The organism is Pseudooceanicola onchidii, assembly GCF_004959925.1.
Taxonomy (GTDB): Bacteria; Pseudomonadota; Alphaproteobacteria; order Rhodobacterales; family Rhodobacteraceae; genus Pseudooceanicola; species Pseudooceanicola onchidii.
Genome location: NZ_SPUW01000002.1, coordinates 430,820 through 457,503 on the forward strand (window position 1 = coordinate 430,820; position 26,684 = coordinate 457,503).

Annotated in this window: 27 protein-coding genes; 15 read left to right on the forward strand and 12 right to left on the reverse strand. The window is 66.1% G+C overall.

All coding sequences use genetic code 11. The features are described from left to right. Window positions 1-148: 148 nt before the first annotated feature. Complete coding sequence (gene argE, locus E4S58_RS09895; protein ID WP_136636247.1) at window positions 149-1,309, reverse strand: acetylornithine deacetylase; 1,161 nt, start codon at window positions 1,307-1,309, stop codon at window positions 149-151. Further along, window positions 1,306-2,490 carry a M24 family metallopeptidase gene (locus E4S58_RS09900; protein WP_136636248.1) on the reverse strand — a complete coding sequence of 395 codons (1,185 nt, stop codon included), beginning with the start codon at window positions 2,488-2,490 and terminating at the stop codon, window positions 1,306-1,308. Before E4S58_RS09900 ends, argE begins: the two co-directional genes overlap by 4 nt. A gap of 232 nt (window positions 2,491-2,722) precedes the next feature. Between E4S58_RS09900 and E4S58_RS09905 the strand changes: the two genes are divergently transcribed. From E4S58_RS09905 to E4S58_RS09930, 6 genes are all read left to right on the forward strand, one after another. Continuing rightward, window positions 2,723-4,093, forward strand: a complete 1,371-nt coding sequence (locus E4S58_RS09905; protein ID WP_136636249.1) for an aspartate aminotransferase family protein — start codon at window positions 2,723-2,725, stop codon at window positions 4,091-4,093. A gap of 165 nt (window positions 4,094-4,258) precedes the next feature. Next, complete coding sequence (locus E4S58_RS09910; RefSeq protein WP_136636250.1) at window positions 4,259-5,359, forward strand: ABC transporter ATP-binding protein; 1,101 nt, start codon at window positions 4,259-4,261, stop codon at window positions 5,357-5,359. Window positions 5,360-5,464: 105 nt separating this feature from the next. Then, window positions 5,465-6,574: an extracellular solute-binding protein gene (locus tag E4S58_RS09915; RefSeq protein ID WP_136636251.1), complete on the forward strand. Its 1,110-nt coding sequence runs from the start codon at window positions 5,465-5,467 to the stop codon at window positions 6,572-6,574. A gap of 104 nt (window positions 6,575-6,678) precedes the next feature. Continuing rightward, window positions 6,679-6,966 (forward strand): DUF1330 domain-containing protein, encoded by a 288-nt coding sequence (locus E4S58_RS09920; RefSeq protein ID WP_136636252.1) that lies wholly within the window; start codon window positions 6,679-6,681, stop codon window positions 6,964-6,966. Between the two features lies 1 nt (window position 6,967). Next, window positions 6,968-8,512, forward strand: a complete 1,545-nt coding sequence (locus E4S58_RS09925; protein WP_136636253.1) for an ABC transporter permease — start codon at window positions 6,968-6,970, stop codon at window positions 8,510-8,512. Between the two features lie 5 nt (window positions 8,513-8,517). Beyond that, window positions 8,518-9,735 carry an ABC transporter permease gene (locus tag E4S58_RS09930; protein WP_136636254.1) on the forward strand — a complete coding sequence of 406 codons (1,218 nt, stop codon included), beginning with the start codon at window positions 8,518-8,520 and terminating at the stop codon, window positions 9,733-9,735. A 69-nt stretch (window positions 9,736-9,804) separates the two neighbouring features. Here E4S58_RS09930 and E4S58_RS09935 read toward each other — a convergent pair whose 3' ends face one another. Then, complete coding sequence (locus E4S58_RS09935) at window positions 9,805-10,254, reverse strand: MarR family winged helix-turn-helix transcriptional regulator (protein WP_136636255.1); 450 nt, start codon at window positions 10,252-10,254, stop codon at window positions 9,805-9,807. 108 nt (window positions 10,255-10,362) lie between these two features. On the opposite strand from E4S58_RS09935, the gene E4S58_RS09940 reads away from it, so the two are divergent. Continuing rightward, complete coding sequence (locus E4S58_RS09940) at window positions 10,363-10,791, forward strand: organic hydroperoxide resistance protein (protein WP_136636256.1); 429 nt, start codon at window positions 10,363-10,365, stop codon at window positions 10,789-10,791. Between the two features lie 76 nt (window positions 10,792-10,867). Here E4S58_RS09940 and E4S58_RS09945 read toward each other — a convergent pair whose 3' ends face one another. Beyond that, window positions 10,868-11,737 (reverse strand): branched-chain amino acid aminotransferase, encoded by an 870-nt coding sequence (locus tag E4S58_RS09945; RefSeq protein WP_136636257.1) that lies wholly within the window; start codon window positions 11,735-11,737, stop codon window positions 10,868-10,870. A 152-nt stretch (window positions 11,738-11,889) separates the two neighbouring features. Between E4S58_RS09945 and E4S58_RS09950 the strand changes: the two genes are divergently transcribed. Genes E4S58_RS09950 through dxs form a run of 6 tightly spaced genes read left to right on the forward strand, consistent with a single transcriptional unit; the run spans window position 11,890 to window position 17,153 of the window. Beyond that, window positions 11,890-12,381 carry a MarR family winged helix-turn-helix transcriptional regulator gene (locus tag E4S58_RS09950; RefSeq protein ID WP_136636258.1) on the forward strand — a complete coding sequence of 164 codons (492 nt, stop codon included), beginning with the start codon at window positions 11,890-11,892 and terminating at the stop codon, window positions 12,379-12,381. Window positions 12,382-12,383: 2 nt separating this feature from the next. Beyond that, the gene (locus tag E4S58_RS09955) at window positions 12,384-13,094 is read left to right on the forward strand and encodes a response regulator (protein WP_136636259.1); all 711 of its coding nucleotides are present in this window, start codon (window positions 12,384-12,386) and stop codon (window positions 13,092-13,094) included. 24 nt (window positions 13,095-13,118) lie between these two features. Further along, window positions 13,119-14,045, forward strand: coding sequence for a histone deacetylase family protein (locus E4S58_RS09960; RefSeq protein WP_136636260.1), 927 nt, complete (start codon window positions 13,119-13,121; stop codon window positions 14,043-14,045). Between the two features lie 55 nt (window positions 14,046-14,100). Further along, window positions 14,101-14,346: an exodeoxyribonuclease VII small subunit gene (locus tag E4S58_RS09965; RefSeq protein ID WP_136636261.1), complete on the forward strand. Its 246-nt coding sequence runs from the start codon at window positions 14,101-14,103 to the stop codon at window positions 14,344-14,346. 1 nt (window position 14,347) lies between these two features. After that, entirely contained in the window at window positions 14,348-15,208 is an 861-nt protein-coding gene (locus tag E4S58_RS09970; RefSeq protein ID WP_136636811.1) for a polyprenyl synthetase family protein, read from the forward strand. Between the two features lie 19 nt (window positions 15,209-15,227). After that, window positions 15,228-17,153: a 1-deoxy-D-xylulose-5-phosphate synthase gene (gene dxs / locus E4S58_RS09975; RefSeq protein WP_136636262.1), complete on the forward strand. Its 1,926-nt coding sequence runs from the start codon at window positions 15,228-15,230 to the stop codon at window positions 17,151-17,153. A 65-nt stretch (window positions 17,154-17,218) separates the two neighbouring features. Here dxs and E4S58_RS09980 read toward each other — a convergent pair whose 3' ends face one another. The 8 genes from E4S58_RS09980 to E4S58_RS10015 all read right to left on the reverse strand — a co-directional run bounded on the left by E4S58_RS09980 (window position 17,219) and on the right by E4S58_RS10015 (window position 25,175). Beyond that, window positions 17,219-17,848 carry an exopolysaccharide biosynthesis protein gene (locus tag E4S58_RS09980; protein WP_136636263.1) on the reverse strand — a complete coding sequence of 210 codons (630 nt, stop codon included), beginning with the start codon at window positions 17,846-17,848 and terminating at the stop codon, window positions 17,219-17,221. Window positions 17,849-17,911: 63 nt separating this feature from the next. Then, window positions 17,912-18,766 carry an SDR family oxidoreductase gene (locus tag E4S58_RS09985; protein WP_136636264.1) on the reverse strand — a complete coding sequence of 285 codons (855 nt, stop codon included), beginning with the start codon at window positions 18,764-18,766 and terminating at the stop codon, window positions 17,912-17,914. 31 nt (window positions 18,767-18,797) lie between these two features. Continuing rightward, on the reverse strand, window positions 18,798-19,781 hold the full coding sequence (gene lpxK, locus E4S58_RS09990; protein WP_136636265.1) for a tetraacyldisaccharide 4'-kinase: 984 nt from the start codon (window positions 19,779-19,781) through the stop codon (window positions 18,798-18,800). Then, window positions 19,768-20,967, reverse strand: coding sequence for a 3-deoxy-D-manno-octulosonic acid transferase (locus E4S58_RS09995; RefSeq protein ID WP_136636266.1), 1,200 nt, complete (start codon window positions 20,965-20,967; stop codon window positions 19,768-19,770). Before E4S58_RS09995 ends, lpxK begins: the two co-directional genes overlap by 14 nt. A gap of 6 nt (window positions 20,968-20,973) precedes the next feature. Beyond that, window positions 20,974-21,216 carry a DUF4170 domain-containing protein gene (locus tag E4S58_RS10000; RefSeq protein WP_136636267.1) on the reverse strand — a complete coding sequence of 81 codons (243 nt, stop codon included), beginning with the start codon at window positions 21,214-21,216 and terminating at the stop codon, window positions 20,974-20,976. Window positions 21,217-21,312: 96 nt separating this feature from the next. Beyond that, a complete protein-coding gene (locus tag E4S58_RS10005; RefSeq protein WP_136636268.1) occupies window positions 21,313-22,128 on the reverse strand; it encodes a 3'(2'),5'-bisphosphate nucleotidase CysQ in 816 nt (271 codons plus the stop codon). Next, complete coding sequence (locus E4S58_RS10010) at window positions 22,115-23,461, reverse strand: TldD/PmbA family protein (RefSeq protein WP_136636269.1); 1,347 nt, start codon at window positions 23,459-23,461, stop codon at window positions 22,115-22,117. The genes E4S58_RS10005 and E4S58_RS10010 overlap by 14 nt, the downstream gene beginning before the upstream one ends. Window positions 23,462-23,615: 154 nt before the next feature. Further along, window positions 23,616-25,175 (reverse strand): DUF2125 domain-containing protein, encoded by a 1,560-nt coding sequence (locus E4S58_RS10015; protein WP_136636270.1) that lies wholly within the window; start codon window positions 25,173-25,175, stop codon window positions 23,616-23,618. A 130-nt stretch (window positions 25,176-25,305) separates the two neighbouring features. Here E4S58_RS10015 and E4S58_RS10020 point away from each other — a divergent pair, with 130 nt between their 5' ends. Together E4S58_RS10020 and E4S58_RS10025 are read left to right on the forward strand one after the other, a co-directional pair. Further along, window positions 25,306-26,061 carry an SDR family oxidoreductase gene (locus tag E4S58_RS10020; protein WP_136636271.1) on the forward strand — a complete coding sequence of 252 codons (756 nt, stop codon included), beginning with the start codon at window positions 25,306-25,308 and terminating at the stop codon, window positions 26,059-26,061. After that, the gene (locus tag E4S58_RS10025; protein WP_136636272.1) at window positions 26,058-26,666 is read left to right on the forward strand and encodes an enoyl-CoA hydratase/isomerase family protein; all 609 of its coding nucleotides are present in this window, start codon (window positions 26,058-26,060) and stop codon (window positions 26,664-26,666) included. Before E4S58_RS10020 ends, E4S58_RS10025 begins: the two co-directional genes overlap by 4 nt. Window positions 26,667-26,684: the final 18 nt, after the last annotated feature.

Below are 26,684 nucleotides of genomic sequence, written 5' to 3' on the forward strand. Positions count from 1 at the left end.
CATCGCCGGGCCGCCCCCCGGCACGGCGATTGGCAGCCATTGGCGGTCCCGCTCGATCGGTGTGCTACCTTGGCCAGGATAAAGCGCTGCTATCGATCGGTTGCATCGCCCTGCCGCGACCCGGCGATGCACGGCTCGCGTCGCGTGTCTATGCCGCGATCTGATCCGCCAGCCGGTCCAGCATCGTCAGGCATTGCGCCATCTGGTCCAGCGCGATGAATTCGTCGGGCTTGTGCGCCTGCGCGATGGACCCCGGGCCGCAGATGACCGCCGACATGCCCAGCTGCTGGAAGAGCCCCGCCTCGGTGCTGAAGGACACGAGGTCGGTGCCGTTCGATCCGGTCAGGCGCGCCACGAGATCGCGGGCGGCATTGGGCTCCATCGGCTCCAGCCCCGCGACCTCTCCGATCACCTCGGTCACGATGTCGGCGTCGGGGTCGACCCGGCGCATCGCGGGCAGCAGCGTGTCCGCCACGTAGCGGGCCATTTCCTCTTTCACGAAGGTCTGGTCGGCGTCGGCAACGGGGCGCATTTCCCAATCGACCTCGGCCAGTCCGGGGATGACGTTGTGCACATGGCCCCCGTGCAGACGGCCGACGTTGATCGTAGTCCAGGGCGGTTCGAAGAGCGATCCCGGCGGGGCGCGGTGGCGCAGCGCATCGCGCAGGTCGAGAAGCCGAGTGATATAGCGCGTGGCGTATTCGACGGCGTTCACCCCCAGTTCGGGCCGCGAGCCGTGCCCTTCCAGCCCGGTGAAGCGGGTGGTGTATTCGCAGCAGCCTTTGTGCCCTTCGATGATCCGCATTTCGGTCGGTTCACCGATGATGGCGAGGCTGGGCCGCGTGTCGCTGTTGCGCAGGATGTCCTGCAGGTTGCGCGCGCCAAGACAGCCGACCTCTTCGTCGTGGGTGAAGGCAAAGGTGACCGGGCGGCGTAGGTCCTGATCGGCAAAGCGGGGGGCCATGGCGACACAGGCGGCGATGAAGCCCTTCATGTCGCAGGTGCCACGGCCATAAAGAAGCCCGTCGGCTTCGCGCATGGCAAACGGGTCCGAGCTCCAGTCCTGATCCTCGACCGGGACCACATCGGTGTGGCCGGACAGCATGATGCCGCCGGGTTCCTCGGGTCCGATGCGGGCCAGCAGGTTGGCCTTGGTGCCGGTCGCGTCGGTCTGGATGTCGATATGCGCGCCCAGATCGCCCAGCCGGTTGGCCAGCAGGGCGATCATTTCCAGGTTGCTGTCGGCCGAGATGGTGGGCAGGGCGATCAGGTCGCCCAGCAGGTCCGTCGTGGTCTTCAGGTCGGTCATTTCTTCACGAACATCTCGCGCGGGCGGTCGCAGAAGCATTCGGCGGGGCCGTCGTCGGTGATGCGGATGGATTCGGTGATCTCGAGCCCCCAGTTCGCCATCCAGAGGCCGGGCATGAAGTGGAAGGTCATGTCAGGCTCAAGGATCGTCTCGTCCTCGGCCCGCAGCGAAATCGTGCGTTCGCCCCAGTCGGGCGGATAGCTGAGGCCGATCGGATAGCCGCAGCGGGCGCCCCGGGTGATCCCGGCGGCCTCGAGCGGCGCGGCAAGGGCGTTGGCCACGTCACAGGCGCGGTTGCCGGGGCGGGCCATTTCCAGACCGGCCTCCAGCCCTTCGACCAGCGCGGCCTCGGCGTGTTTGAAGAGCTCCGGCGGTTCGCCAAGAAAGACGGTGCGGCAGAAGGGGATGTGATAGCGGCGGTAACAGCCGGAGATCTCGAAGAACGTCGCTTCGCCTTCCTGGAAGGGGCGACCATCCCAGGTCAGGTGCGGGGCGGCGGCGTCGGTGCCCGAGGGCAGCAGCGGCACGATGGCGGCGTAATCGCCCCATGCGTCATCCACGCCGAGGATCGCGTCGCGCATGATCTCGGCCACCACGGCGTTCTTGGCCACGCCCGGTTCGACCCGGTCGAGCCAGCCGTCGACGATCTTTTCGGAGATCCGCGCGGCCTTTCGCATGAAGGCAAGTTCCTCGGCCGATTTCACGGTGCGGCACCAGTTCACCAGCGCGGTGCCGTCGATGAAGGTCGCGTCGGGCAGTTCGTGGGTCAGCACCGCGTGGGCCTTTGCGGTGTAGTAGTAATTCTCCATCTCGACCCCGATGCGGGAGGTCGCGACACCCATGGCACGCAGCTGGGCGGCCAGGTCCTCCATCGGGTGGCGTTCCGTCGACTGGACGAAGTTGTCGGCATAACCATAGCAGCGGCTGTCCTCCATCCACACCGTGCGGATGGCCCCGTTGCGGTCCTGCGACCGGCCCCACCACCAGGGTTCGGCGTCCAGGAAGACGACGACGCCCTGATGGACATAAAAGCTCCACCCGTCATAGCCCGTCAGCCAGGCCATGTTCGACGGGTCGGTGACGCAAAGCACCTCGATCCCCGCTTTCTCCATCGCGGCGCGGGTCTTCTGAAGGCGGCGGTCATATTCGGCGGCAGAGAAGGGGATGGTCTTGGGGATCATGCGGGGGCCTTTCGATTCGCTGCATACTGGCCCGTATGCCGGGGCAGCGGTTGTCCGAACCCGACCATCGCGGGTCGTCCACGTCAAGGGATGCGGGCGGTTCGGGGCGGGTGAGTTGCAGTCCCGGCGCTGGAATGCGAGGTGTTGGGGCAAGAATTGACCGAAATCCCGCCATGGCAAGCGTGCCTCCGGCGGGAGTATTTCGGGCAAGATGAAGCGAAAGGAGCCGGAAATGCTGCGGAACGACCAACTGGATCAATGGGATCGCGAGGCCTTCTTTCACCCCTCGACCCACCTTGCGCAACATGCGCGCGGCGAGGCGGCGAACCGGGTGATCCGCACCGCGAGCGGGTGTCATATCGAGGACCGCGACGGCACGAAGCTGCTGGATGCCTTTGCCGGGCTTTACTGCGTCAACGTCGGGTATGGTCGCCCCGAGATCGCGGATGCCATCGCCGAGCAGGCGAAGGAGCTGGCCTATTACCACGCCTATGTCGGGCATGGCACCGAGGCTTCGATCACGCTGGCGCATATGGTGCTGGAGCGCGCGCCCGCCAACATGAGCAAGGTCTACTTTGGCCTGGGCGGGTCGGACGCGAACGAGACCAACGTGAAGCTGGTCTGGTACTACAACAACATCCTTGGTCGGCCGGAAAAGAAGAAGATCATCTCGCGCTGGCGCGGCTATCATGGGTCGGGCCTGATGACCGGGTCACTGACCGGGCTTGAGCTGTTTCACAAGAAATTCGACCTGCCGCTGGCGCAGGTGGTGCACACCGAGGCACCCTATTACCTGCGCCGCCCCAACAAGGGCATGAGCGAGGAGGCTTTCGTCGCGCACCTGGTGGCCGAGCTTGAGGCGCTGATCGAGCGCGAGGGCGCGGACACGATCGCGGCCTTCATCGGCGAGCCGCTGATGGGCACCGGGGGGATCGTTCCGCCGCCCGCAGGCTATTGGCCGGCGATCCAGGCGGTGCTGGACAAGCACGACATCCTGCTGATCGCGGACGAGGTCGTCACCGGGTTTGGCCGGTTGGGCACGATGTTCGGGTCGGATCACTATGGGATGCGGCCCGATCTGATCACCATCGCGAAGGGCCTGACCTCGGCCTATGCGCCGCTTTCGGGATCGATCGTGGGCGAGAAGATGTGGAAGGTGCTGGAACAGGGCACCGACGAGAACGGGCCGATCGGCCATGGCTGGACCTATTCGGCGCATCCGATCGGGGCGGCGGCGGGTGTCGCGAACCTGCGGCTGATCGACGAGCTGAATCTGGTCGAGGCTGCCGGACGTGTCGGTGGTCAGTTCAACGCCATGCTGCAGGATGCGGTCGGCGGGCACGCCCATGTCGCCGAAGTGCGCGGCGAAGGCATGATCGCGGCGGTCGAATTCCAGAAGGACGTCGAGGCGGGCGATTTCTTTGATCCGTCCGAGAAAGTCGGGCCCCGGGTTGCGGCCGCGCTGCTGGAACAGGGCGTGATCGGCCGGGCGATGCCGCAGGGCGACATCCTGGGCTTTGCACCGCCCTTCTGCCTGAGCGAGTCGGAGGCCGCGGAAGTGGCCGAGAAGACGGCCAAGGCCGTGAAAGAGGTTCTTGGCTGACGTGACTTTCTGCGCCGTCGGGCTAGCTAAGGCCCTGCACGGCGCAGAAATAAGTCGCAAAACGCGAAAAAAGTGCCGTGTTCCGGTTGCAAGGCCGCATGTGCGCGGTCTTTACTGGAGGAAGAACAGCGGCAAAAGCCGCGGCACGACAACGGGGAGCCAGTTTTGGCTGACACACAAAGCGCTGACGCGTTCGTTGAATTCGAACGCGTCCAGAAGAGCTATGATGGCGAGACGCTCGTCGTCAAAGACCTCAACCTGAGCCTGCCGAAGGGCGAGTTCCTGACCATGCTGGGACCGTCCGGATCGGGCAAGACCACCTGCCTCATGATGCTTGCGGGGTTCGAAACCGCGACGCACGGCGAGATCAAGCTGGACGGCCGGCCGATCAACAATATCCCGCCGCACAAGCGCGGGATCGGCATGGTCTTCCAGAACTACGCGCTGTTTCCGCACATGACGGTGGCCGAGAACCTTGCCTTCCCGCTGGAAGTCCGGCGGATGGGCAAGTCGGATCGCGAAGCCAAGGTGAAACGCGCGCTGGACATGGTCCAGATGGGCGAGTTCGGTGGGCGGCGTCCGGCGCAGCTTTCGGGCGGCCAGCAGCAGCGGATCGCCCTGGCGCGGGCGCTGGTGTTCGAGCCTGAACTGGTGCTGATGGACGAACCGCTTGGCGCGCTGGACAAGCAGCTGCGCGAACACATGCAGTTCGAAATCACCCGCATTGCCCATGACCTGGGCATCACCACGGTCTACGTGACGCACGACCAGACCGAGGCGCTGACCATGTCGGACCGGGTGGCGGTGTTCAACGACGGGCGGATCCAGCAGCTGGCGCCGCCGGATCAGCTGTATGAAAGCCCGCAGAACAGTTTCGTCGCGCAGTTCATCGGCGAGAACAACACGCTGGACGGCGTGGTGCAGGAGATCCGTGGCGATCATTGCACCGTCAAGCTGGAAGACGGGTCGATCATCGACGCCAAGCCGGTGAACGTGTCGCAGCCTGGCGAGAAGACGCTGGTGTCGATCCGACCCGAGCGGGTGGAGATGAACCGCGACCGGCTGAACCCCGATGCCCATACGCTGAAGGCCGAGGTTCTGGAATTCATTTACATGGGCGATATTTTCCGCACGCGTCTGCGCGTGGCGGGTCGCGAGGATTTCGTGATCAAGACACGGAATGCCCCCGACCAGCGGCGTCTGAAGCCCGGCGAGCAGATCGAGATCGGGTGGATGCCCGAAGACTGCCGCGCGCTGGACGCCTGAGATCGAGTTTCGGTGCCCCTTGGCGCCGATCACGGTAGCCTATGCGTCCGACCCGTGGCGCAGGGCTAAGCAAACCCGAAACGGGATAAATACAGGGAGACCAGTATGAAACTGACCAAGACCCTTCTGGCTTCGACTGCGCTGACGGTTGCCGCAGGCGCAGCCTTTGCCGAAAGCCACATGGCATCCGACATGACGCTCGTGTCCTGGGGCGGTGCCTACCAGTCGTCGCAGCAGAAAGCCTATGTCGAGCCCTACCAGGCCGCGAACGAAGGCGTGAACGTGGTGTGGGACGAATCCTCGGCCGAAGCCGTGGCGAAACTGCGCGCGATGAACGAAGCCGGCAACATCACCTGGGACCTCGTTGACGTGGTGGCATCCGACGCCATCCGCCTGTGCGACGAAGGCCTGGCGATGGAAATCGACGCGGACGAAGTGCTGGCCGACGGCGACGACGGCTCCAAGGCGTCCGACGACTTCGGCGACCTGCTCGTGTCTGACTGCTTCATTCCGCAGATCGTCTATTCGACCACCTTCGGCTACCGCACCGACATGGTCGGTGACACGCCGCCGACCTCGGTCTGCGCGGTGTTCGACACCGAAACCTACCCGGGCAAGCGCGCGCTGGAAAAGCGTCCGATCAACAACATGGAATGGGCCCTGCTTTGCGACGGTGTCGCGAAGGACGAAGTCTATGACGTGCTTGAGACCGCAGAAGGTCAGGACCGCGCTCTGGCCAAGCTCGACACCATCAAGGACGACGTGATCTGGTGGTCCGCCGGTGCCGACACGCCGCAGCTGCTGGCCGATGGCGAAATCGTCATGGGGTCGACCTACAACGGGCGTCTGTTCTCGGTCATCGAAGAGCAGGACCAGCCGGTTGCCATGCTGTGGGACGCGCAGGTGTTCGACCTTGACGGCTGGATCATTCCCGCCGGTCTGAGCGAAGAGCGTCTGGCCCGTGTCAAGGACTTCGTGAAGTTCGCGACCGACACGCAGCGTCTGGCGGACCAGGCCAAGTACATCTCCTACGGTCCGGCACGTGCGTCTTCCGCACCGCTGGTCGGCCAGCACGCCGAACTGGGGATCGACATGGCGCCGCACATGCCGACCGATCCGAACAACGCCACGAACACGTTCCTCTACAACTACGAGTTCTGGGCTGACTATCGCGACGACATCGACGCGAAGTTCCAGGCCTGGCTGGCACAATAAGGTCGTAGCGGCGGGGTGACCCCCCGCCCTACCGGTCCGGCGGCCCTGTCGCCGGACCACACCTATAACGACCGCGACAACGCGGCAGACAACGGGGACGATCCATGCCGAAAGGCTACATCATTGGCCATATCACGGTGACAGACCCTGAGGCCTACAAGGAATACGTGGAACGGGATACGCCCATCCTCGAAGGCTACGGCGGACGATTCATCGTTCGCGGCGGAGCCTCGGAAGCGCCCGAAGGTCCGATGAAGGACCGCCACGTGGTCATCGAATTCCCCAGCTTCGAGGACGCCAAGCGCGCCTATCATTCCGACGCATACCAGGAGGTGGTGAAGATCCGTCACGCCACCGCCCAAAGTGACATCATCCTCGTGGAGGGGGTCTGACATGGCCGAGACAAATGCAGGCCCGATGCTGGCCGCGGACGGCACGCCGCTGAAGAAATCCCTGGCCCGCGCTCTGCGTCGCCAGAAACTGCGCGCGCTGATGCTGATCGCGCCACTGCTGATCTTCGTGCTGGTCACCTTCGTGATCCCGATCGGGGACATGCTGTTGCGGTCGGTAAAGAATGACATCGTCGCCGACACGCTGCCCGCCACGGTCGAGGTGCTGGGCGACTGGGACCATGACGCGCAGGAGCTGCCGGGCGACGACGTCTGGACGGCCTTCTACGTCGACATGTGGTTCGCCGCCGAGCGCAAGGAGCACACCCGGCTGGGCACGCGTCTGAACTATGAGCTGACCGGCGTGTCGTCGCTGTTCCGCAAGACCGGGCGCCGGGTCGATCGGTTCGACACCGACATCTACGCTGACCAGTTCGTCGCGCTGAACCCCGAATGGGAGGCACCGCAGACCTTCGCCGCCATGCTGGACGGCCCGGCCGCCGATGAGCTGCCGCTGACCGCCGACGCCTGGGCGCGCTGGAAAGAGTTCAACGTCGAGGAAGGCGATGCCGTCCTGGAAGAGGACGTGCCGGATTTCGTCTACACCGCGCTTCACTACGAACTGAGCCAGGGGGCCGAGGTCACCGGAGCCTCGGAACGGCTGCGCGCCGCCGCGGCGGCCGTGGGCGAATTCGAGACCGTGTCGCTGCGTGACCAATTCGCCGATGCCGACGAGGACTGGCTGGACCCGGAGGTCTGGAAGACCATCCAGCTTTATTCCCCGCGCGTGACACCGGGCTATTTCGCCAATGCGGCGGACATGCAGGTGACGCCCGAGGGTTTGGAATCGCGCCCCGAGAACCAGCAGATCTATGGCGTGCTGTTCAAGCGGACGCTGTTCATGTCGCTGGTCATCACAGGGTCGTGCATCCTTCTGGGGTATCCGGTGGCCTGGCTGCTGGCGAACCTGCCGATGCGGGTCGCGAACCTGCTGATGATCCTGGTGCTGCTGCCCTTCTGGACATCGCTTCTGGTGCGGACATCTGCCTGGAAGGTCATGCTGCAGCAACAGGGCGTGGTGAACGACGTGCTGGTCTGGCTGGGGCTGGTGGCGGATGACGCGCGCCTGACCATGATCAACAACCAGTTCGGCACGATCGTCGCGATGACGCACATCCTGCTGCCGTTCATGATCCTGCCGATGTATTCGGTGATGCAGACCATCCCGCCCAGCTACCTGCGCGCGGCGAAATCCCTGGGCGCGACCAACTGGACGGCCTTCTGGCGGGTCTATTTCCCGCAGTCGGTGCCGGGCATCGGGGCGGGGTCGATCCTCGTCTTCATCCTGGCCATCGGCTATTACATCACGCCGGAAATCGTCGGCGGTAACACGGGCACGTTCATTTCGAACCGGATCGCCTATCATATTTCGTCGTCGCTCAACTGGGGTCTGGCGGCGGCACTGGGGACCATCCTGCTGGTGGTCGTGCTGGTGCTTTACTGGGCCTACGACCGGATCGTCGGCATCGACAACGTGAAGCTGGGGTAAGAGAGATGAGCGAACTTACCGTCGAAAAGGGTACGCCCAACATGATGACCTTCACCCTGCCCATGGTGGCCGGGCTGGGTCTGATCCTTGGCTTCCTGACAGGAAATGTCGTCGGATCCCCGTGGATCGGGTTGCTGCTGGGCACCGTGATCGGGGCCGTGCTTGGATACGTCCTGAACACCATGGTGCCGTCCAAGGCCACGGGCCGTTGGGTGGTGATCATCGGCTTTGCGGTGATCGGCTTCCTGTTCGGAGGGCTGGGCGGTGCCGTCGGGGGCGTGATCATCGGCGCGATCATCTCGTGGTTCGCCTACTGGATCGGGCGCGGGGCCTATCGCGATGACGTGCCGATCTACGCGACGCCGGGGCAGACGCTGTGGTGGAATTTCTTCCTGTTCATCTGCGGGGCGATCTTCATCTTCCTGATCACGCCGATCCTTGTCGTGATGCCGCTGTCGTTCAATGCCGAGGACTTCTTCACCTTCACGCCCGAGATGCTGCGGCTGGATCCCGAAGGCTATTCGCTGAAGCATTACCGGGACTTCTTCGAGACCTCGGACTGGCAGCTGGCGCTGAAGAATTCGCTGGTCATCGCGCCGATCGCGACCATCCTGTCGGTGTCCCTGGGTACGCTGGCGGCGATCGGCCTGTCGCAAAGCCACGTGCCGGGCCGTCGCGCGATCATGGCGATCCTGATCTCTCCGATGATCGTGCCGCTGATCATCTCGGCCACGGGGATGTTCTTCTTCTACTCGACGCTCGGCAACTTCCTGGAAGAGACGGTCGGCATGTCGAAAAGCCTGGTCGGCTACATCAAGGTGATCCTGGCGCACGCGGTGCTGGGCATTCCCTTCGTCATCATCACCGTGACGGCGACCCTGGTCGGGTTCGACCGGTCGCTGACCCGCGCTGCGGCGAACATGGGGGCGGACCCGGTGACGACCTTCTTCCGGGTGCAGATGCCGCTGATCCTGCCGGGCGTGATTTCCGGGGGCCTGTTCGCATTCATCACCTCGTTCGACGAGGTGGTCGTGGTGCTGTTCGTCGGCTCGGCCGCGCAGAAGACGCTGCCCTGGCAGATGTTCATCGGCCTGCGTGAACAGATCTCTCCGACGATCCTGGCGGTGGCGACGATCCTCGTGGTGATTTCGATCATGCTGCTGGCGACGGTCGAACTGCTGCGGCGGCGGAGCGAACGGCTGCGGGGCATGTCGCCCGGCTGATCGGCCTTGCCATCCCAACATCAGTCCCGCCCGGTGTCCTCACCGGGCGGTGTCGTTTTTGGGGGTGGGTCAGTCCGCGCGCGTATCGCGATGTTCGATCGCGTCCCGCAGGGCAAAGACCTGATCGCGCAGGCGGCGGGCATCCTTCAGCGTCAGGCCCGTTGCCTCGAACACGCAGGCGGCTAGGTCCGCGACCTCGGCTTTCAGCCCGTTCGCCTTGTCGGTCAGCGCGATCACCACGACCCGTTCGTCGGCATCTGCGCGGGTGCGGGTGACCAGCCCAGCCTCGGCCATGCGTTTGAGCAGGGGGGTCAGCGTGTTCGATTCCAGCCCCAGTTCGGCGCCAAGCTGGCCGACGGTCTTGCCGTCCCGATCCCATAGCGACACCAGCACAAGATACTGCGGATAGGTCAGGCCCAGCTGCGCCAGAAGCGGGCGGTACAGCCGGTTCATCGCATTGTTCGCGGAATAGAGCGCGAAGCAGATCAGGTCCTGGGTGCCGAGAGGTGTGTCGTCCATCTGTCGAAAATAAATCGTGCGCGATATGATCGCAAGGGTTGACCAGGGCGCCTGCGGACCAAATATATCGTACACGATATAAACGTGAGCGATTAAAAGGAGAACCCCATGTCCATCACCCCCCTCTATTCCACCGAAGCCACCGCAACCGGTGGTCGCGACGGCAAGGTCACGGCCGCTGATGGCGCGCTGGTGCTGGATCTTGCCATGCCCAAGGAACTTGGCGGCAGCGGTGCGGGCCACAACCCCGAACAGCTGTTCGCGGCCGGCTATGCCAGCTGTTTTTCAAGCGCGCTTGGGCTGGTGGCCCGGCAGGACAAGTCTGTCGGCAAGCTGCCCGAAGGCACGACCGTTGCCGCCACTGTTGGCATCGGCAAGACCGAGGCCGGGGGCTTTGGCCTGACCGTTGCGTTGAAGGTGACGGCGCCGGGGCTGGAACGGGACGTGGTGCAGGCGCTGGCTGACGCCGCCCATGCGGTCTGCCCCTATTCCAACGCCGTGCGCGGAAATGTGGATGTCGAGATCAGCGTAGGCTGAGCAGTCGCCGCAGATGATACGGAAAAGGCGCGGGGGTCTCCCGCGCCTTTCGCTTAGTCGGTGTGGCGGGTGCAGGTTATTCCCGCACCAGCTTTTCGTAGCTTTGGACCATGTCCTTGGCCAGCGCGCCCACTTCGAAGTTGTAGGTGCCGATCTGGCCGACGGGGGTGACCTCGGCCGCGGTGCCGGTCAGCCAGCACTGTTCGAAGCTTTCCAGCTCTTCCGGCATGATGTGGCGTTCGTGGACCTTGATCTGCTTGTCTTCCAGCATGCCGATCACCGTCTGGCGGGTCAGCCCGTTGAGGAAGCAGTCAGGCTTGGGCGTGTGCACTTCGCCGTCCTTGACGAAGAAGATGTTGGCGCCGGTCGCTTCGGCCACGTAGCCGCGGTAATCCATGAAGAGCGCGTCCGAGCAGCCCTTGGCCTCGGCCTCGTGCTTGGACATGGTGCAGATCATGTAAAGACCGGCGGCCTTGGCGTGCACGGGGATGGTCTCGGGCGAGGGGCGCTTCCATTTCGCGATGTCGAGCTTGGCACCCTTCATCTTGGCGTCGCCGTAGTAGTTGCCCCATTCCCAGCCTGCGATGGCCAGGCGGACGGGGTTGCGGCGGGCGCTGACCCCCATGTCTTCCCCGGCACCGCGCCAGGCGACCGCGCGCACATAGGCGTCGGTCCAGCCGTTGGCTTCCAGCATGGAGTATTTCGCGGCTTCGATTTCCTCGACCGTGTAGGGGATCTCGAAATCCAGCCACTGGGCGGATTTCTTCAGCCGTTCGGAATGCTGCACGCCCTTGAAGATCTTGCCGTTGTAGCAGCGTTCGCCTTCGAACACGGAGGACGCGTAGTGCAGGCCGTGGGTCAGCAGGTGGACGTTGGCATCCCGCCATTCGACCAGTTTGCCGTCCATCCAGATCTTGCCGTCGCGATCGTCGTAAGCGCCTTCCATCTTCCTCACCTTTCCATTTGTTGCGCTTGAAATGGCCGATCTGGACATTTTGTTGCGCCTAAACTGCCGACTCGCTAACAGTTGGTCCTTGGAATGTCAACAAGGCTGACGTAATGTGGCCGGAAACGTGATCCTGACCGCCGGGGGAAAGAATGAGCGACACCCACACAGGCGAGAGCCTTCTGTTTCTGACCGACGAACAGCTGCGGCAGGGGATCGAGGGAATGTTCTTTGCGTACCGGGGGTTTACGGCGGCGCCTGACCAGATCCTCGAAGGGATTTCCTATGGCCGGGCGCATCACCGGGCGTTGCATTTCATCAGCCGGTCGCCGGGGATGAACGTGAACCGCCTGCTGGCGATCCTTGGCGTGACCAAGCAGTCCTTGAACCGGGTGCTGCGGACGCTGATCGACGATGGGCTGGTGGAAAGCCGGGTCGGCAAGGCCGACAAGCGTGAACGTCACCTCTACCTGACCGAAGACGGCGCTGCGCTTGAGACACAACTGTCCGAAGCGCAGCGGGCGCAGATGCGCGCGGCCTATCGCAAGGCTGGGCCCGAGGCGGTCGCGGGCTTCCGTACGGTGCTGGAGGCGATGATGGACCCGGAGCTGCGACGGCTATATACCGCCCTGAGGGAGGGGTGAGCTTGTCCGATCCGATGCCGCATCTGCTGATCGTCGACGACGACGAACGGATCCGCGACCTGCTGGCGCGGTATCTGAAGAAAAGCGGTTTCCTTGTCTCGGCTGCCCGCGACGCGGCCCATGCGCGGCGACTGCTGGCGGGGCTGGAGTTTGACCTGATCGTGCTGGACGTGATGATGCCGGGCGAGGATGGTCTGTCGCTGACCCGGTCGCTGCGCGAGGGGATGAGCACGCCGATCCTTCTGCTGACCGCGCGGGACGAGACGAGCGACCGGATCGCGGGGCTTGAGGCCGGGGCGGACGATTACCTGGCCAAGCCGTTCGAACCCAAGGAATTGCTGCTGCGGATCAACGCCATCCTGCGCCGTATGCCCGAGCCGCAGCCGGAAAAGGTCGCGCCCAAGGTGCTGACCATGGGCGAGGTCCGGTATGACATCGACCGGGGTGAAATGTTCGACGCGGGCGATCCGGTCCGCCTGACCGGGACCGAGGTGCAGCTGATGCGCATCTTTGCCGCCAATCCCGGAGAGCCGCTGTCGCGCACCCGCTTGGTCGAGGAACTGGGGCGGGGTGCCGGCAAGGATGGGCAGGCGCAGGAACGTGCGGTGGACGTCCAGATCACCCGGCTGCGCCGCAAGATCGAAGCCGACCCGAAACAGCCCCGCTATCTTCAGACCGTGCGCGGCGAAGGCTACATGCTGGTGCACGACTGAGCGCCCGACAGACCGGAGGACCCCATGACCACTGCCCTGATCACCCATATCGATTGCCATGGTCACGTGACCCCCGACGGCCACCCCGAACAGGTGGCGCGCCTGCACGAGGTGCTCAAGGCGCTTGAGGGCAAGGACCTGATGCGGGTCGAGGCGCCCATGGGCGAGGATGCCGCGATCCTGCTGTGCCATCCGCAGGCGCATCTGGACCGGATCAAGGGCGCCGCGCCCTCGGACGGGACGGTGCAGCTGGATGCCGACACCTGGATGTCGCCGGGGTCGCTGACCGCCGCCTATCGCGCAGTCGGCGGCGCGGTGCGGGCCGTCGACATGGTGATGTCGGGCGAGGTCGGCAATGCCTTCGTCGCCACCCGCCCGCCGGGGCACCACGCCGAGAAAGAGGCGCCCATGGGGTTCTGCCTGTTCGGCAACGTCGCCATCGCAGCCCGTCACGCGCTTGAGGTCCACGGCCTCGACCGGGTGGCGATCCTGGATTTCGACGTCCACCACGGCAACGGCACGCAGGATCTGCTGTGGGACGAAAGCCGGGCGCTCTTCATCTCGACCCACCAGATGCCGCTGTATCCGGGCACGGGGGCGCAGCATGAACGCGGCGCGCATGGGCAGATCACCAACATCCCGCTGTCGGCCGGAACCGACGGCGATCTGTACCGGAAACTGATGACCGGCCGGATCCTGCCGATGATCGAGAAGTTCGCGCCGCAGATGCTGTTCATCTCGGCCGGGTTCGATGCGCACAAGGACGATCCGCTGGCCTCGGTGTCGCTGGAAACCGAAGATTTCGCCTGGATCACGCGCGAATTGACCGCGCTGGCGGACCGGGTCTGCGACGGGCGGATCGTCTCCTGCCTCGAGGGGGGATACAACCTTCCGGCCCTTGCGGCCTCGGCTTCGGTGCATGTCGACGAACTGATCGCCGCGGCGCGTTGAACCCCGCCGCGCGCCGCACTATGGTGCGCCCGACCCGAGCCTGAGGAGCCGCGCGATGAGCGATCAGAAACCCGTCGAAGAGATGACCTTTGAAGAGGCGATGCGCGAGCTTGAGCAGGTCGTCGGCCAGCTGGAGCGCGGCGACGTGCCGCTGGAACAGTCGATCAAGCTTTACGAACGCGGCGCGGCCCTGAAGAAGCGCTGCGAGGACCGCCTGAAGGCCGCCGAAGAGAAGGTCGAGGCGATCACCGCGGACGCCGATGGCACCGCCACGGGCACCCGGCCTGCCGCAGGGCTCTGACATGTTCGAACGGCGGATTGCCGAGGTTGCGGCGGATGTGACCGCCCGGCTGGATGCTGCCCTGGCCCCGATGGACGGGCGGATCGGCGATGCGATGCGTCATGCGTCCTCGGGCGGGAAGCGGCTGCGGGCGTTCCTGGTCTGTGAGGGGGCGGCGCTGCACGGGGTGGACCCAAGCGCGGCCCTGGATGCGGCGGCGGCGATCGAGGCGATGCACGCCTATTCGCTGGTGCATGACGACCTGCCCTGCATGGACGACGACGACCTGCGCCGGGGTCTGCCGACCGTGCATGTGAAATGGGACGAGGCGACGGCCGTGCTGGTCGGTGACGCGCTGCAGACGCTGACCTTCGATCTGCTGGCGCATATGCCGCTGGCCGCCGACCGGGTTGTCGCCTTGACCGCCGGGATGGCGCGGGCCGCGGGCGGGCAGGGCATGGTGCAGGGGCAGGCGATGGACATCGCCGCCGAAACTGCGCCGGTGCCGCTGACCCTGCCGCAGATCACCGACCTTCAGGCCAAGAAGACCGGCGCGCTGATCGAATGGTCGGCGCAGGCCGGGCCGGTCATGGCGGGGGACGACACGGCGGCGCTTGGCGCCTATGCCCGCGCGCTTGGCCTTGCCTTCCAGATCGCCGACGACATCCTGGATGTCGAAGGGGACGAGGCCGAGACCGGCAAAAGGCTGCGCAAGGATGGTGAGGCCGGCAAGGCGACCTTCGTGTCACTGCTGGGACTTGATGGGGCCAAGGCCGAAGCCGACCGCTTGGTGACCTCGGCCTGTGACGCCCTATCTGTCTATGGCAAGGACGCCGAATGCTTGCGAGAGGCGGCCCGCTTCGTTATCTCGCGGCAAAGCTAGCGGCGCCCGGGAGGGCAGGATGAGCCAGAAACCCGATACCCCCCTGCTGGACACGGTCCAGAGCCCGGCGGACCTCAAGCGGTTCTCGGACGCCGAATTGCGCCAGGTCGCGCACGAGCTGCGGGCCGAAACCATCGCCGCCGTGTCGGAAACCGGCGGCCACCTTGGCGCGGGCCTGGGCGTGGTCGAACTGACCGTCGCGTTGCATGCCCTGTGGGACGCGCCCCGCGACAAGATCATCTGGGACGTCAGCCATCAAAGCTATCCGCACAAGATCCTGACCGGACGCCGCGACCGCATCCGCACGATCCGTCAGAAGGGCGGGCTGTCGGGGTTCACCAAGCGGTCCGAGTCGCCCTACGACCCCTTTGGTGCCGCGCACAGTTCAACCTCGATCTCGGCCGCGCTCGGCTTTGCCGCGGCGCGCGATCTGGGCGGCACCCCGCCCGAGGGTCTGGGCGACGCCATCGCCATCATCGGCGACGGCGCCATGTCCGGCGGCATGGCGTTCGAGGCGATGAACAACGCGGGCCACCTGAAAAAGCGCCTGATCGTCATTCTGAACGACAACGACATGTCGATTGCCCCGCCCGTGGGCGCCCTGTCGTCCTACCTGTCGCGCCTTTATGCGGGTGAGCCGTTCCAGGAGTTCAAGGCCGCCGCCAAGGGCGCGGTCAGCCTGCTGCCTTCGCCGTTCCAGGAAGGGGCGAAGCGCGCGAAAGAGATGCTCAAGGGCATGACCGTCGGCGGCACCCTGTTCGAAGAGCTGGGATTTTCCTACATCGGCCCGATCGACGGGCACGACATGACCCAGCTGCTGCCGCTGCTGCGCACGGTCAAGGCGCGGGCTAATGGGCCGGTGCTGATCCACGTCCAGACCAAGAAGGGCAAGGGCTATGGCCCCGCCGAACAGGCCAAGGATGGCGGCCACGCCACGGCCAAGTTCGACCTCGTCTCGGGCAAGCAGCAGAAGGCGCCGTCGAACGCGCCCTCCTATACCTCGGTTTTCGGCAAGGAACTGGTGCGGCTGGCGGCGGAAGACCCCAAGGTTGTCGCCGTGACGGCGGCGATGCCGGATGGCACGGGGCTCAACCTCATGGCCGAACGCTATCCGTCGCGCACCTTCGACGTGGGTATCGCGGAACAGCATGGCGTGACCTTTGCCGCCGGTCTGGCGGCAGGCGGGATGAAGCCCTTCTGCGCGATCTATTCGACCTTCCTGCAGCGCGGCTATGACCAGGTGGTTCATGACGTGGCGATCCAGCGTCTGCCCGTCCGTTTCGCGATCGATCGCGCCGGGCTGGTGGGCGCGGATGGCGCGACCCATGCCGGATCTTTCGACATCGCCTACATGGCCAACCTGCCGGGCATGGTCGTCATGGCCGCCGCCGACGAGGCCGAGCTGAAGCACATGGTTGCCACGGCCCATGCCCACGACGATGGCCCGATCGCCTTCCGCTATCCACGCGGCGAAGGCGTGGGCGTCGAACTGCCCGAAAAGGGCACCCCGCTTGAGATCGGCAAGGGTCGCATGGTGCAAGACGGCGCGCGCGTCGCGATCCTGTCCTTCGGCACCCGCCTGTCCGAAGTCATGACCGCCTCCGAGGCGCTCGAGGCCAAGGGCATCCGCCCGACGGTGGCCGACGCGCGATTTGCCAAGCCGCTGGACCGCGACCTGATCCTGCAGCTGGCCGCCGATCACGAGGCGCTGATCACCATCGAGGAAGGCGCCATTGGCGGTTTCGGCAGCCATGTCGCGCAGCTTCTGTCCGACGAAGGCATCTTCGATGCGGGGCTGAAGTTCCGGTCGATGGTCCTGCCGGACATCTTCATCGACCAGGCCAGCCCGGCGGACATGTACGCGGTGGCGGGCATGAATGCCTCGGACATCGAAGCCAAGGTGCTGGATGTGCTGGGCGTCGCGCAGGTCAAGCGCAAGGCCTGACCGGCTTCTTCTGGTTGCAAATACCTCGGGGTGAATTGGCCGCAGGCCAAGAGGGGCAGCGCCCCTCAGCCGCCCGCTGCGGTCGTCAGCAGCCACAGGACCAGCGTGGCGCTGGCGGCTGTCTGGGCGTAGCCCAGCACGATGAACAGCCCGTCGCGCGCCAGCAATCCGATCGAGAACATCGAGATCGCGCCGGCGAAGATCGAGGTCACCATCGGCAGCACCTCGAGAAAGGGGATCACTGAACAGATCGCCACGATGGTCAGCAGTGTCGCGATGTTCGCGGGCCGGGATACCAGCATCGTCAGGCGTTTGTGGGTGCGGTTGTCGATCCAGCGGCAGGGCTTGCGCAGCCAGCTGACCGCTTTCTTCAGACGATGTGTCGCAATTTTCCGACGCTTCAGGAATTCGGGAAGCCAAACGTGGCGCCGCCCCAGAAGCTTCTGCAGCGTGACCAGCAGCATGAAGGTCGCGCCAATGGTGGGCAGGCCAAAGATCCCCGACAGCGGCGACACGAGGATCAGCGCGGGGACAAGGATCATCGGGGCGAAGGACCGCACGCCGATTTCTTCCAGGATCTCGCGGATGGTCACGGTGTCGCCCGTTCCGGCGTCGTCCAGCGCGTCAAGGATGTCGGAAAGGCTGCGGATCGACTCGGGCGGGCCAAGGCGGTGCGGCGTGGGGGGCTGGGTCATGGCCATCGTGCTCATACCCGGGTAACGCCTGATGCGGTCATCGGGTTCAGCCCTTCCATCGCTTTATTCTGTCTCGCGGGTCAGCAGATCTGCCAGCCCTTCCCGATAGGTGGGGTATTTCAGCGTGACGTCCAGATCCCGCTTGATGCGATCGTTCCGGACCCGCTTGCTTTCGGCATAAAAACTCCGGGCCATGGGGGTCATCTCGGCGGTGGCAAAGTCCTCCTCGGGGGGCAGGGGGCGACCAAGAAGGGCGGCGGCGTGGGCGATGACGTCCTGTGGCGGGGCCGGGTCGTCGTCACACAGGTTGTAGACCGCACCCGGATCGGGCCGCGCGATCGATGCGGCGAGGGTCTGGGCGATGTCTTCGACGTGGATGCGCGAAAAGACCTGGCCGGGTTTCACGATGCGGCGGGCGGTGCCGTTGCGCACCTTGGCAAAGGGGCCGCGTCCGGGGCCGTAGATGCCGGCAAGGCGGAAGATGTGCAGCGGCAGGCCGGGGATTGCCCGCCATTCGGCCTCGGCCGCGACACGCCACTGCCCGCGCCGGGTCGAGGGGGTGAGGGGCGTGTCCTCGTCGACCCAGCCGCCCTGATGGTCGCCATAAACACCGGTGGTCGACAGATAGCCCGCCCAGTCGAGCCGCGGGGCGATTGCAGTGATCTGATCGCGCAGGTCCCGCAGCATCGGATCGCCCTCGGCATCCGGCCCGGCCGAAATCAGCAGGTGCGTCGCCACCGCCAGCGGGGCGGAGAGATCGCCGGGGGTGACATGCGGGATCACGCCTTCGGCCCGCAGCGCCTCGGCCTTGTCGGGTGACCGGGTGGTTCCATGGATCGTCCAGCCGTCGGCCAGCAGAAGCGGAGCGAGCGCGCGGGCGGAATACCCGTGCCCGAGAGAGAGAAGCGTCTTTGTCATGCGGCAGAGTTGGCCCCGTGGCATCGCAGGGTCAAGCGGGGAAGAGCCGATCCAATGCCGCGACCAGCGCGGAGTCATCGTCAATACGCAAGCGTACGGGCAGCGTCAGCACCTTCTGTCGGAAGGCCGCAGGAAGGCGCGTCGCGTCCTTTTCGGTCGTGACAAGCTGGGCGCCAAGGCGGGCGGCGTCGGCTTCCAACCGCGTCATCAGCGCGGGTGTCAGGGGCTGGTGGTCTGTCAGCGGCTCGGCGTGCACAAGGGACGCGCCAAGGCCGCGCAGGGTGGCAAAGAATTTCTCTGGGTGGCCGATGCCCGCGAAGGCCAGGAACGGCGTTGCCGTCCAGTCCATCCCCGTCTGCAAGGGATCGAGAGAGGCCGTCAGATGGGGCAGGGGCATGGTGGGGTTGGCGGCGGCAAAGCTTTGCTGTGATTGAGGGTTTCCGATCGACAGGACCAGATCAGCCCGGGCCAGTCCGACCTCGACCGGTTCGCGCAGCGGGCCGGCGGGCAGGCAAAGCCGGTTGCCAAACCCCTTGGCCGCATCCACCGTGATGATCGACAGATCTTTGGCCAGCGCGGGGTTCTGAAACCCGTCATCCAAGATGATCGCCTGCGCCCCGGCGGCGACGGCGGCCTGCGCCCCGGCCAGCCTGTCGCGTGCGATCCACGCAGGCCCGAAGGCGGCCAGCAACAAAGGCTCATCTCCAACATCCGCTGCCGTATGGTTGCGTTCGTTGACCTGTATCGGGCCTTCCAGCGACCCGCCGTGGCCGCGTGACACGACATGCGCCGCGATGCCGCGCGACGACAGCCGCATCATCAGGTCGATCACCGTCGGGGTCTTGCCCGTGCCGCCTGCGTTCAGGTTGCCGACACAGATCACCGGAACGCCGACGCGCTGCGGCGTGGTGCGGGCAAGCCTGCGCGCCGTGGCAGCGGCATAGAGCGCGCCAAGCGGGGACAGCAGGCGGGCGCGCAGCCCGGGCGGGTGGTACCAGAAGTCAGGGGCTTGCATGGCGCTGCGGCCTTCGGTCGAGGATGGTTTCCAGCCGCTCGAGCACCTTGTCGGTGACCTCGGCGCCTTCGGTCGCGACCTCCCACGCGGCCTGGGCCATGACGGCGGCCTGGTCGGGCGCGTTGAGCCGCAGCACGGCGGCCGACAGGGTCGCGGCGTCCTTGACCATCCGGGCGGCACCGGCGCGGGCAAAACGCGAATAGCTTTGGATATGGCGGCTGACATTGGGGCCATAAAGGATCGCGGATCCAAGCGCGGCGGGTTCGTACGGATCGCGCCCGCCATGGCCTGCGGTCAGCGACGACCCCATGAAGGTGACCGGCGACAGGCGGTACCACAGCCCCATCTCGCCGAAGGTGTCGGCGATCAGGACCTGGGTCGTTTCCTCGGGATAGCCACCATCGGACCAGCGGATGTGGCGCAGTCCCTGATCGGTGAGAGAGGTGCACATGACATCCCCGTCTTCAGGGCGTAGCGGCACGAGGATCAGCATCAGACGGTGCGCGGCGCGGATCGCCTGCCGGTGCGCTTCGATCACGGTCGGGAATTCGTCGGGCTGGACCATCGCGGCCAGCCAGATCGGGCGGGTCGCCAGGGTTTCGGCCATGTCGGTGCGCGTGTCTTCGTTGCAGGGCAGGGCGGCGGTGCCCTCCTGCAGGTGGCCCGTCACCTCGATCCGGTCGGCGGGGGCGCCGATGCGGGTCAGCAGGCGCCCGGCGTTGCCGGAGGTCACGTAGATCACCTCGAACACCGACAGGGCCGAGCGGTCCTTGCGGCGCAGCCAGGACATGCGGGGTTCGGCAAAGCCTTCCTCGGTCGCGTCCACCAGGATCATCGGCAGGTCCGCATGGCGCGCGACGCCAAGCAGCGAGGGGCGCAGGTGGCCGGTGTGCCAGACGCCGACATCGGGCCGCCAATGCGCCATGAAGTCGGTGCAGTCGGTGGTCTGGTCACGCGGCGCGACGGCTGTCAGGACATGCGGGGGCAGGCCGACGGGCAGGTCGCGGTCCTCGGCCACGGTGATCAGCATGTTCAGGCCGGGGCGCTGTGCCTCGGCCCGGATGGCAAGCTGGATCAGCGCCTGAACGCGGTCGGGATCGGCGGCATGGGCCCAGATCAGCGGGCCGCGGGGGCGCGGAGGTCTGTCGATCGCGCCGCCTTCAGCCTTGCGCGCGGCGGATGGCACGTGGTGTTACCCCAGTTCTTCGGTCGAGGATGCCGCGGCCTCTTCGTCCCGCAGGCGGTGGATATGCGCGATGTAGTAGCGCATGTGGGCATTGTCGACGGTGCGCTGCGCTTCGGCCTTCCAGGCGTCATAGGCGCTGGCATAGTTGGGGTACATGCCGACGATGTGGATGTCTTCGACGTCCTTGAACACGTTCTTCGTGGGGTCGACGAGTTCGCCGCCAAAGACAAGGTGCAGGCGTTGCGTCATGTGTCATCTCCTGAAAGGGCGGTCGGGCTTGCGGGCAACCTGCGGAATTTGGCCTGTTGCGTCAAGCAGCGTGGGGTTTCGTGGTTGCCGAAGGGCTTACGTCTGGCCCATGGCGGTGCGAATGTGGTCATGCAGGCCGGGGCCGGCGGCGACCACCCCGTCGACCTGCGGGTGCGCGTTGTTGAAGCGCAGCGGCGCGCCGTGGCGGTCAGTGATCCGCGCACCGGCTTCGCGCAGGATCAGATCGCCCGCGGCGATGTCCCATTCCCAGCTGTCGCGGAAGGTCAGCATGGCGTCGAACCGGCCTTCGGCCACCAGCGCCATGCGATAGGCCAGCGAGGGGCGATAGTGGCGGTGCACGTCCGGCACCCCGCCCGGCCAGTGGCGCGGGTCATAGTTCGGCTTGGCCGAGATCACGTTGGCACCGGTCAGCCGGTCACGCGGCGACACGCGGATCGGGCGGCCGTTCAGCTGCGCCCCGCGCCCGGTGGCGGCAGAATAGAGCTTGCCCTTCACCGGCAGGTAGATCGCGGCGGCGACGGTCACGCCGCCTTCGACCACGGCCAGCGAATGCGCCCAGGTGTCGTTGCCTTCGATGAAGCTTCGGGTGCCGTCGATCGGGTCGACGATGAAGACGCGGTCGCGGGACAGGCGGGCCGCGTCATCCGGCGTTTCCTCGGACAGCCAGCCATAGCCGGGCCGCGCGGCGGTCAGGCTTTCGCGCAGGTCGGTGTCGACTGCGATGTCGGCTTCGGTCACCGGACCCAGGTCGCCAGGCTTGTCCCACCGGCGCGCGGTCGTGCCGGTGAACTGCAGCGCGATGCGCCCGGCCCGGCGGGCGGCGTCGATCAGCAGCGCAAGGTCGTCGGCCGGGTCATGCGCCGGGTCTGACGCGGTGTCACTGACCGGCAACGGACATGTCCTCGATCAGGATCGACGGGACGACGTGGCTCAGGTGTCGGCGGGCGTCGTTGGCGGGAATGATGCGGGCCAGCATGTCGATCAGGTTGCCCGCGATCGTCGCCTCGGCCACCGGATAGGCGATTTCGCCGTTCTCGACCCAGAAGCCCGAGGCGCCGCGCGAATAATCCCCGGTGTTGGGGTTGATGGTCGACCCGATCAGCGAGGTCACAAGAAAGCCGGTGCCCATCTGGTCGATCAGGTCCTCGCGGGTGGCGGTGCCTTCGGTCAGTTCGATGTTCCAGTTCGACGGAGAGGGCGGGGCCGACAACCCGCGCGCCGCATTGCCGGTCGCGGTCATGCCCAGCTTGCGCGCGGTGGCCAGATCCAGCGTCCAGCCGGTCAGCAGGCCGTCCTCGACGATGGTGCGCCGGGCGGTCGGCAGGCCTTCGGCATCGAAGGGGCGCGACCCGTTGGTGCGCGGGCGGTGCGGGTCTTCGATCACCGACAGCCCGCGGGGCAGGACCTGCTGGCCCAGCTTGTCGCGCAGGAAGGACGACCCGCGCGCGATGGCGGATCCGTTCACCGCGCCCAGCAGGTGGCCGATCAGGCCGCCGCTGATGCGTTCGTCGTAAAGCACCGGGTAGCGTCCGGTCTTTGGCTGCACCGCACCCAGCCGCGACACGGCCCGGTCGCCGGCACGCTGGCCGATCTCCTCGGGGCTGCGCAGGTCGGACTGGTGCAGGCGCATGTCGCCGTCGCTGTCACGCTCCATCCTGGTGCCGGACCCGGCGATGGCGGTGCAATAGGTCTGCCGGTGCGTGCGGGCGTAGCCCCCGGCAAAGCCGTTGGTGGCGGCCAGCCAGATCCGCGTTTCACCATAGGATGCCCCGGCGGATTGCACCTGGCTGACGCCTTCGACGTCGCGCGCGGCGGCCTCGGCCCGCAGCGCATCCTGCATCAGGGCATCGGGGCTGGGGGCGTCGGTCGGGTCGTGCAGGTCCAGCGATGCGGCATCGCGCAGCGACGACAGCTGGTCGGGCGCGGCGAGGCCGATGTTGGGATCGTCGGGGGCTTCGCGCGCCATGGCGACGGCGCGGGCGGCCATGTCTTCAAGTGCGGTGTCGCGCAGGTCCGACGACGATACGCAGGCCTGCTTGCGGCCCAGGATGACGCGCAGCCCAATCTCGGCCCCTTCCGATCGTTCGGCCTCTTCCAGCTTGGCCTCGCGCACCCCGATCGAGATCGAGGACCCGTCCCGGGCCATGGCGTCTGCCTCGTCCGCGCCGGCCTTTCGGGCGGCATCAAGCAGGCGGGCGGTCAGGTCGGCGAGGGTCTGGGTCATCGGCACATCCTTGGACAGTCCGACTGAGGTAGCGGTGAATGCCCCCTCGCACAAGGGCCGGGGGTGTTCCGGGGGGTGCGGAGCAGGGGGGCGGAAACGGCCGCGGGCCGATCCCGAAGGACCGGCCCGCGCCTGCAAGAAAGGTCGTGCAGGATCAGAACGGCAGCGGCGCGCCGTTGATCGTGATCCGCGATTCCTTGGACACTTCGATCAGGGCCGACACGTCGTCGGGCCCGGTTTCGGGCTTGCCCAGCTGCTGGATCATCCCCGAGGCCATCATGGCCTGAGGCGCCGGGATCAGGCCCATCTGCGACAGCGTACTGATCAGGGTCGTCACGCCGGTCAGGCGCAGGTCGACCTGCCCCGCGAAGGCAGGCATCTTGGGGTTGAAGGCGCTTTGGGCGTTGTTGTCGACATCGAAGGCGCCGGTCGCGGCGATGGTCGCGCCGCCGGCCTTCAGCAGCAGGCTGTCGAGGTTCAGGGTCGTGACCTCGCCCGGCTTGCGGCCGTTTTCGACCAGTGCGGCGGTGGCATCTTCATCAAAGACGTCGACGAACAGGCGGGCCTTGCCGCTTGTCTCGATCTCGGCGGTCAGAGGATCGTGCGGCAGGGCCCCGGCCGCGTCGATCATCATCCACAGCGGTTCCGGCACGGTCAGGTCGGTCAGCTTGAGCCGCGCAGTAAAGTCCTGCGGCGCGTCACCCTTCAGGACCGGCAGGTCGACGCCAAGGTCGAACCCGGCAAGCGTCGTGGCGATCGGGAAGGGGATGTCGCTGCCCTCGAGCGAGAAATCAATGCCCCGCGCGGCGATTTCATAGACCAGTCCTGCAGCTGCCATGCCGACGGTGAACGTCCCGCCCTCGCTGGTCGAGGCAAAGCGCATCGCCTTGCCGTCTTCGGCGAAATCGAAGCTGGAGCGGCCGGTGGTATACCCCATGTCGGCCTTCATGGCATAGCCTTCGGACAGCGCCTGCGGCACGGCGGCCGGGTCGAAGGTGGCGGGGATGGTGCCGGTGGTCGTGGTGGTCACGCCCATCAGTTCGCCTTCGGCCTTCAGGTGGCCGGTGTCCGCGCCATCGATTTCGGGGATGTCGAAGGCATAGGTGACCCGCGCCAGTGTCAGGGTCTGATCCATCTGCGTCGGACCGCCAAGCGTGTTCATCCGGCTTTGCCCCGCCGCGCCCTGCAGCGACAGTTCGAATTCCCCGGGGGTCTTGGTCTGGCCGTCCGCTTCGGTCAGGTCATCCAGCGTGAAGGTGATCGACCCGGCGTTGAAGTCATAAAGGATGTCGCCGGGCTGACCCGAGGCGACGGTGCGATAGCCGGCGGATGTCATTGTGCCGCGCACCACGAAATTCTCGGCGCCGACGCTTTCACCGATGATCGAAATCGGCGTGCTGGCAGGCACCTCGACCGACACGGTGCCGTCACCCTGGTCGATCAGGGCGATGTCGCCCATCCGGAAGCGCACGATGCCGCCTTCCTTGCCCGTCGACGGATCGGCAGGTACCGGCATGGCCATGCTGAAATCGGGCAGGCGCAGGTTGGCGCCATCCACGATCGGATCATTTTCCAGTTCGTACCCGAACGAGGCCATGTAGGCCGTCCATTGGGCCCAGACATCCTGTGGCGTGACATCCGCCCAGGCCGTCCCGGTCAGGGTCATCATCGTGGCGGGCAGGGCCAATGCGCCCCGTCGGAAAGGTTTCGTCATCGGAAATCGCTCCTCAGCTCGGTCGGGCGTAGAATCGGGACAAGTGATCCCGCCGTCAAGGTCAGGACATCTTTACCTTGGTGCCTGACGAGGGCTACCAACAAGACGCAGAATTGAGAAGGAAAAGGTCATGACGGATCTGAGCGGAAAAGTGGCGATGATTACCGGGGCAAGCCGGGGCATCGGCGCGGCGACGGCGCGGGCCTTTGCCGAGGCGGGGGCGAAGGTGGTGCTGCTGGCCCGCAGCGGCGACGCCATCGCGGAACTGGCCGGAGAGATCGGCGAGGCGGCGATCGCCGTGCCTTGCGACATCTCGCGCTTCTGGGAAGTCGAGGCGGCGGTGAACGCGGCGGTCGAAACCTTCGGGCGGCTCGACATCCTGGTCGGCAACGCGGGCGTGCTGAAGCCGATCACCCCGCTGGCCGAAGCCGACCCCGACGAATGGGGGCAGGTCATCGACGTCAACATCAAGGGCGTGTTCAACGGCATGCGCGCGGCGATCCCGGTGATGGCGGCGCAGGGCGGCGGCACGATCATCACGATCTCCTCGGGCGCGGCACATAGCCCGCTGGAGGGCTGGAGCGCCTATTGCACCTCGAAGGCCGGGGCGGCGATGCTGACCCGCGCGGCGCATCTGGAAAACGCCGACAAGGGGCTGCGGATCATGGGCCTGTCGCCCGGCACGGTCGCGACGCAGATGCAGCGCGATATCAAGGCCAGCGGCGTGAACCCGGTCAGCCAGCTGGAGTGGGAAGATCACATCCCGCCCGAATGGCCCGCGAAGTGCCTGCTGTGGATGTGCGGCCCCGAGGGCGACGCGCATCTGGGCGAGGAAATCGCGCTGCGCGACGAAGGTGTGCGCCGCGCTGTCGGCGTGATCGCATGATCGAGGTCGCGCAGGACGGCGACCTCTGGACCGTCACGATCAACCGGCCCGACAAGGCCAATTCGCTGACCGGCGTGATGCTGGAGGAATTGGCCGAGGCCTTCGAGGCCGCGCAGGCGGCGCGCTGCGTGATCCTGACCGGGCGGGGCAAGGTGTTTTCGGCGGGCGCCGATCTGGACGAGGCGCGGGCCGGGTTGGCCGTGTCGCCGCTGTGGGAACGGCTGTCGACGGCGATTGCCGCGCTGCCGGGTCTGTCGGTGGCGGCGCTGAACGGCACGTTGGCGGGCGGATCCATGGGAATGGCGCTGGCCTGTGACGTGCGCCTGGCCGTGCCGGGCTCCAAGTTCTTCTATCCGGTGATGAAGCTGGGCTATCTGCCGCAGCCGTCGGATCCGGGGCGTCTGGCGGCGCTTGTCGGACCCGCGCGGGCCAAGCTGATGCTGATGGGTGGCCAGAAGATCCCGGTCGAAGAAGCGCTGGCCTTTGGTCTGGTCGACCGCATCGTCGAACCCGACGCACTGATGGACACCGCGTGGGACATCTGTGCCGATACGCTGGCCGCCAAGCCCGAGATCGCAGCGGGCATCAAGGGGATGTGCAGCTGATCTGCCGGGGCTACCGGG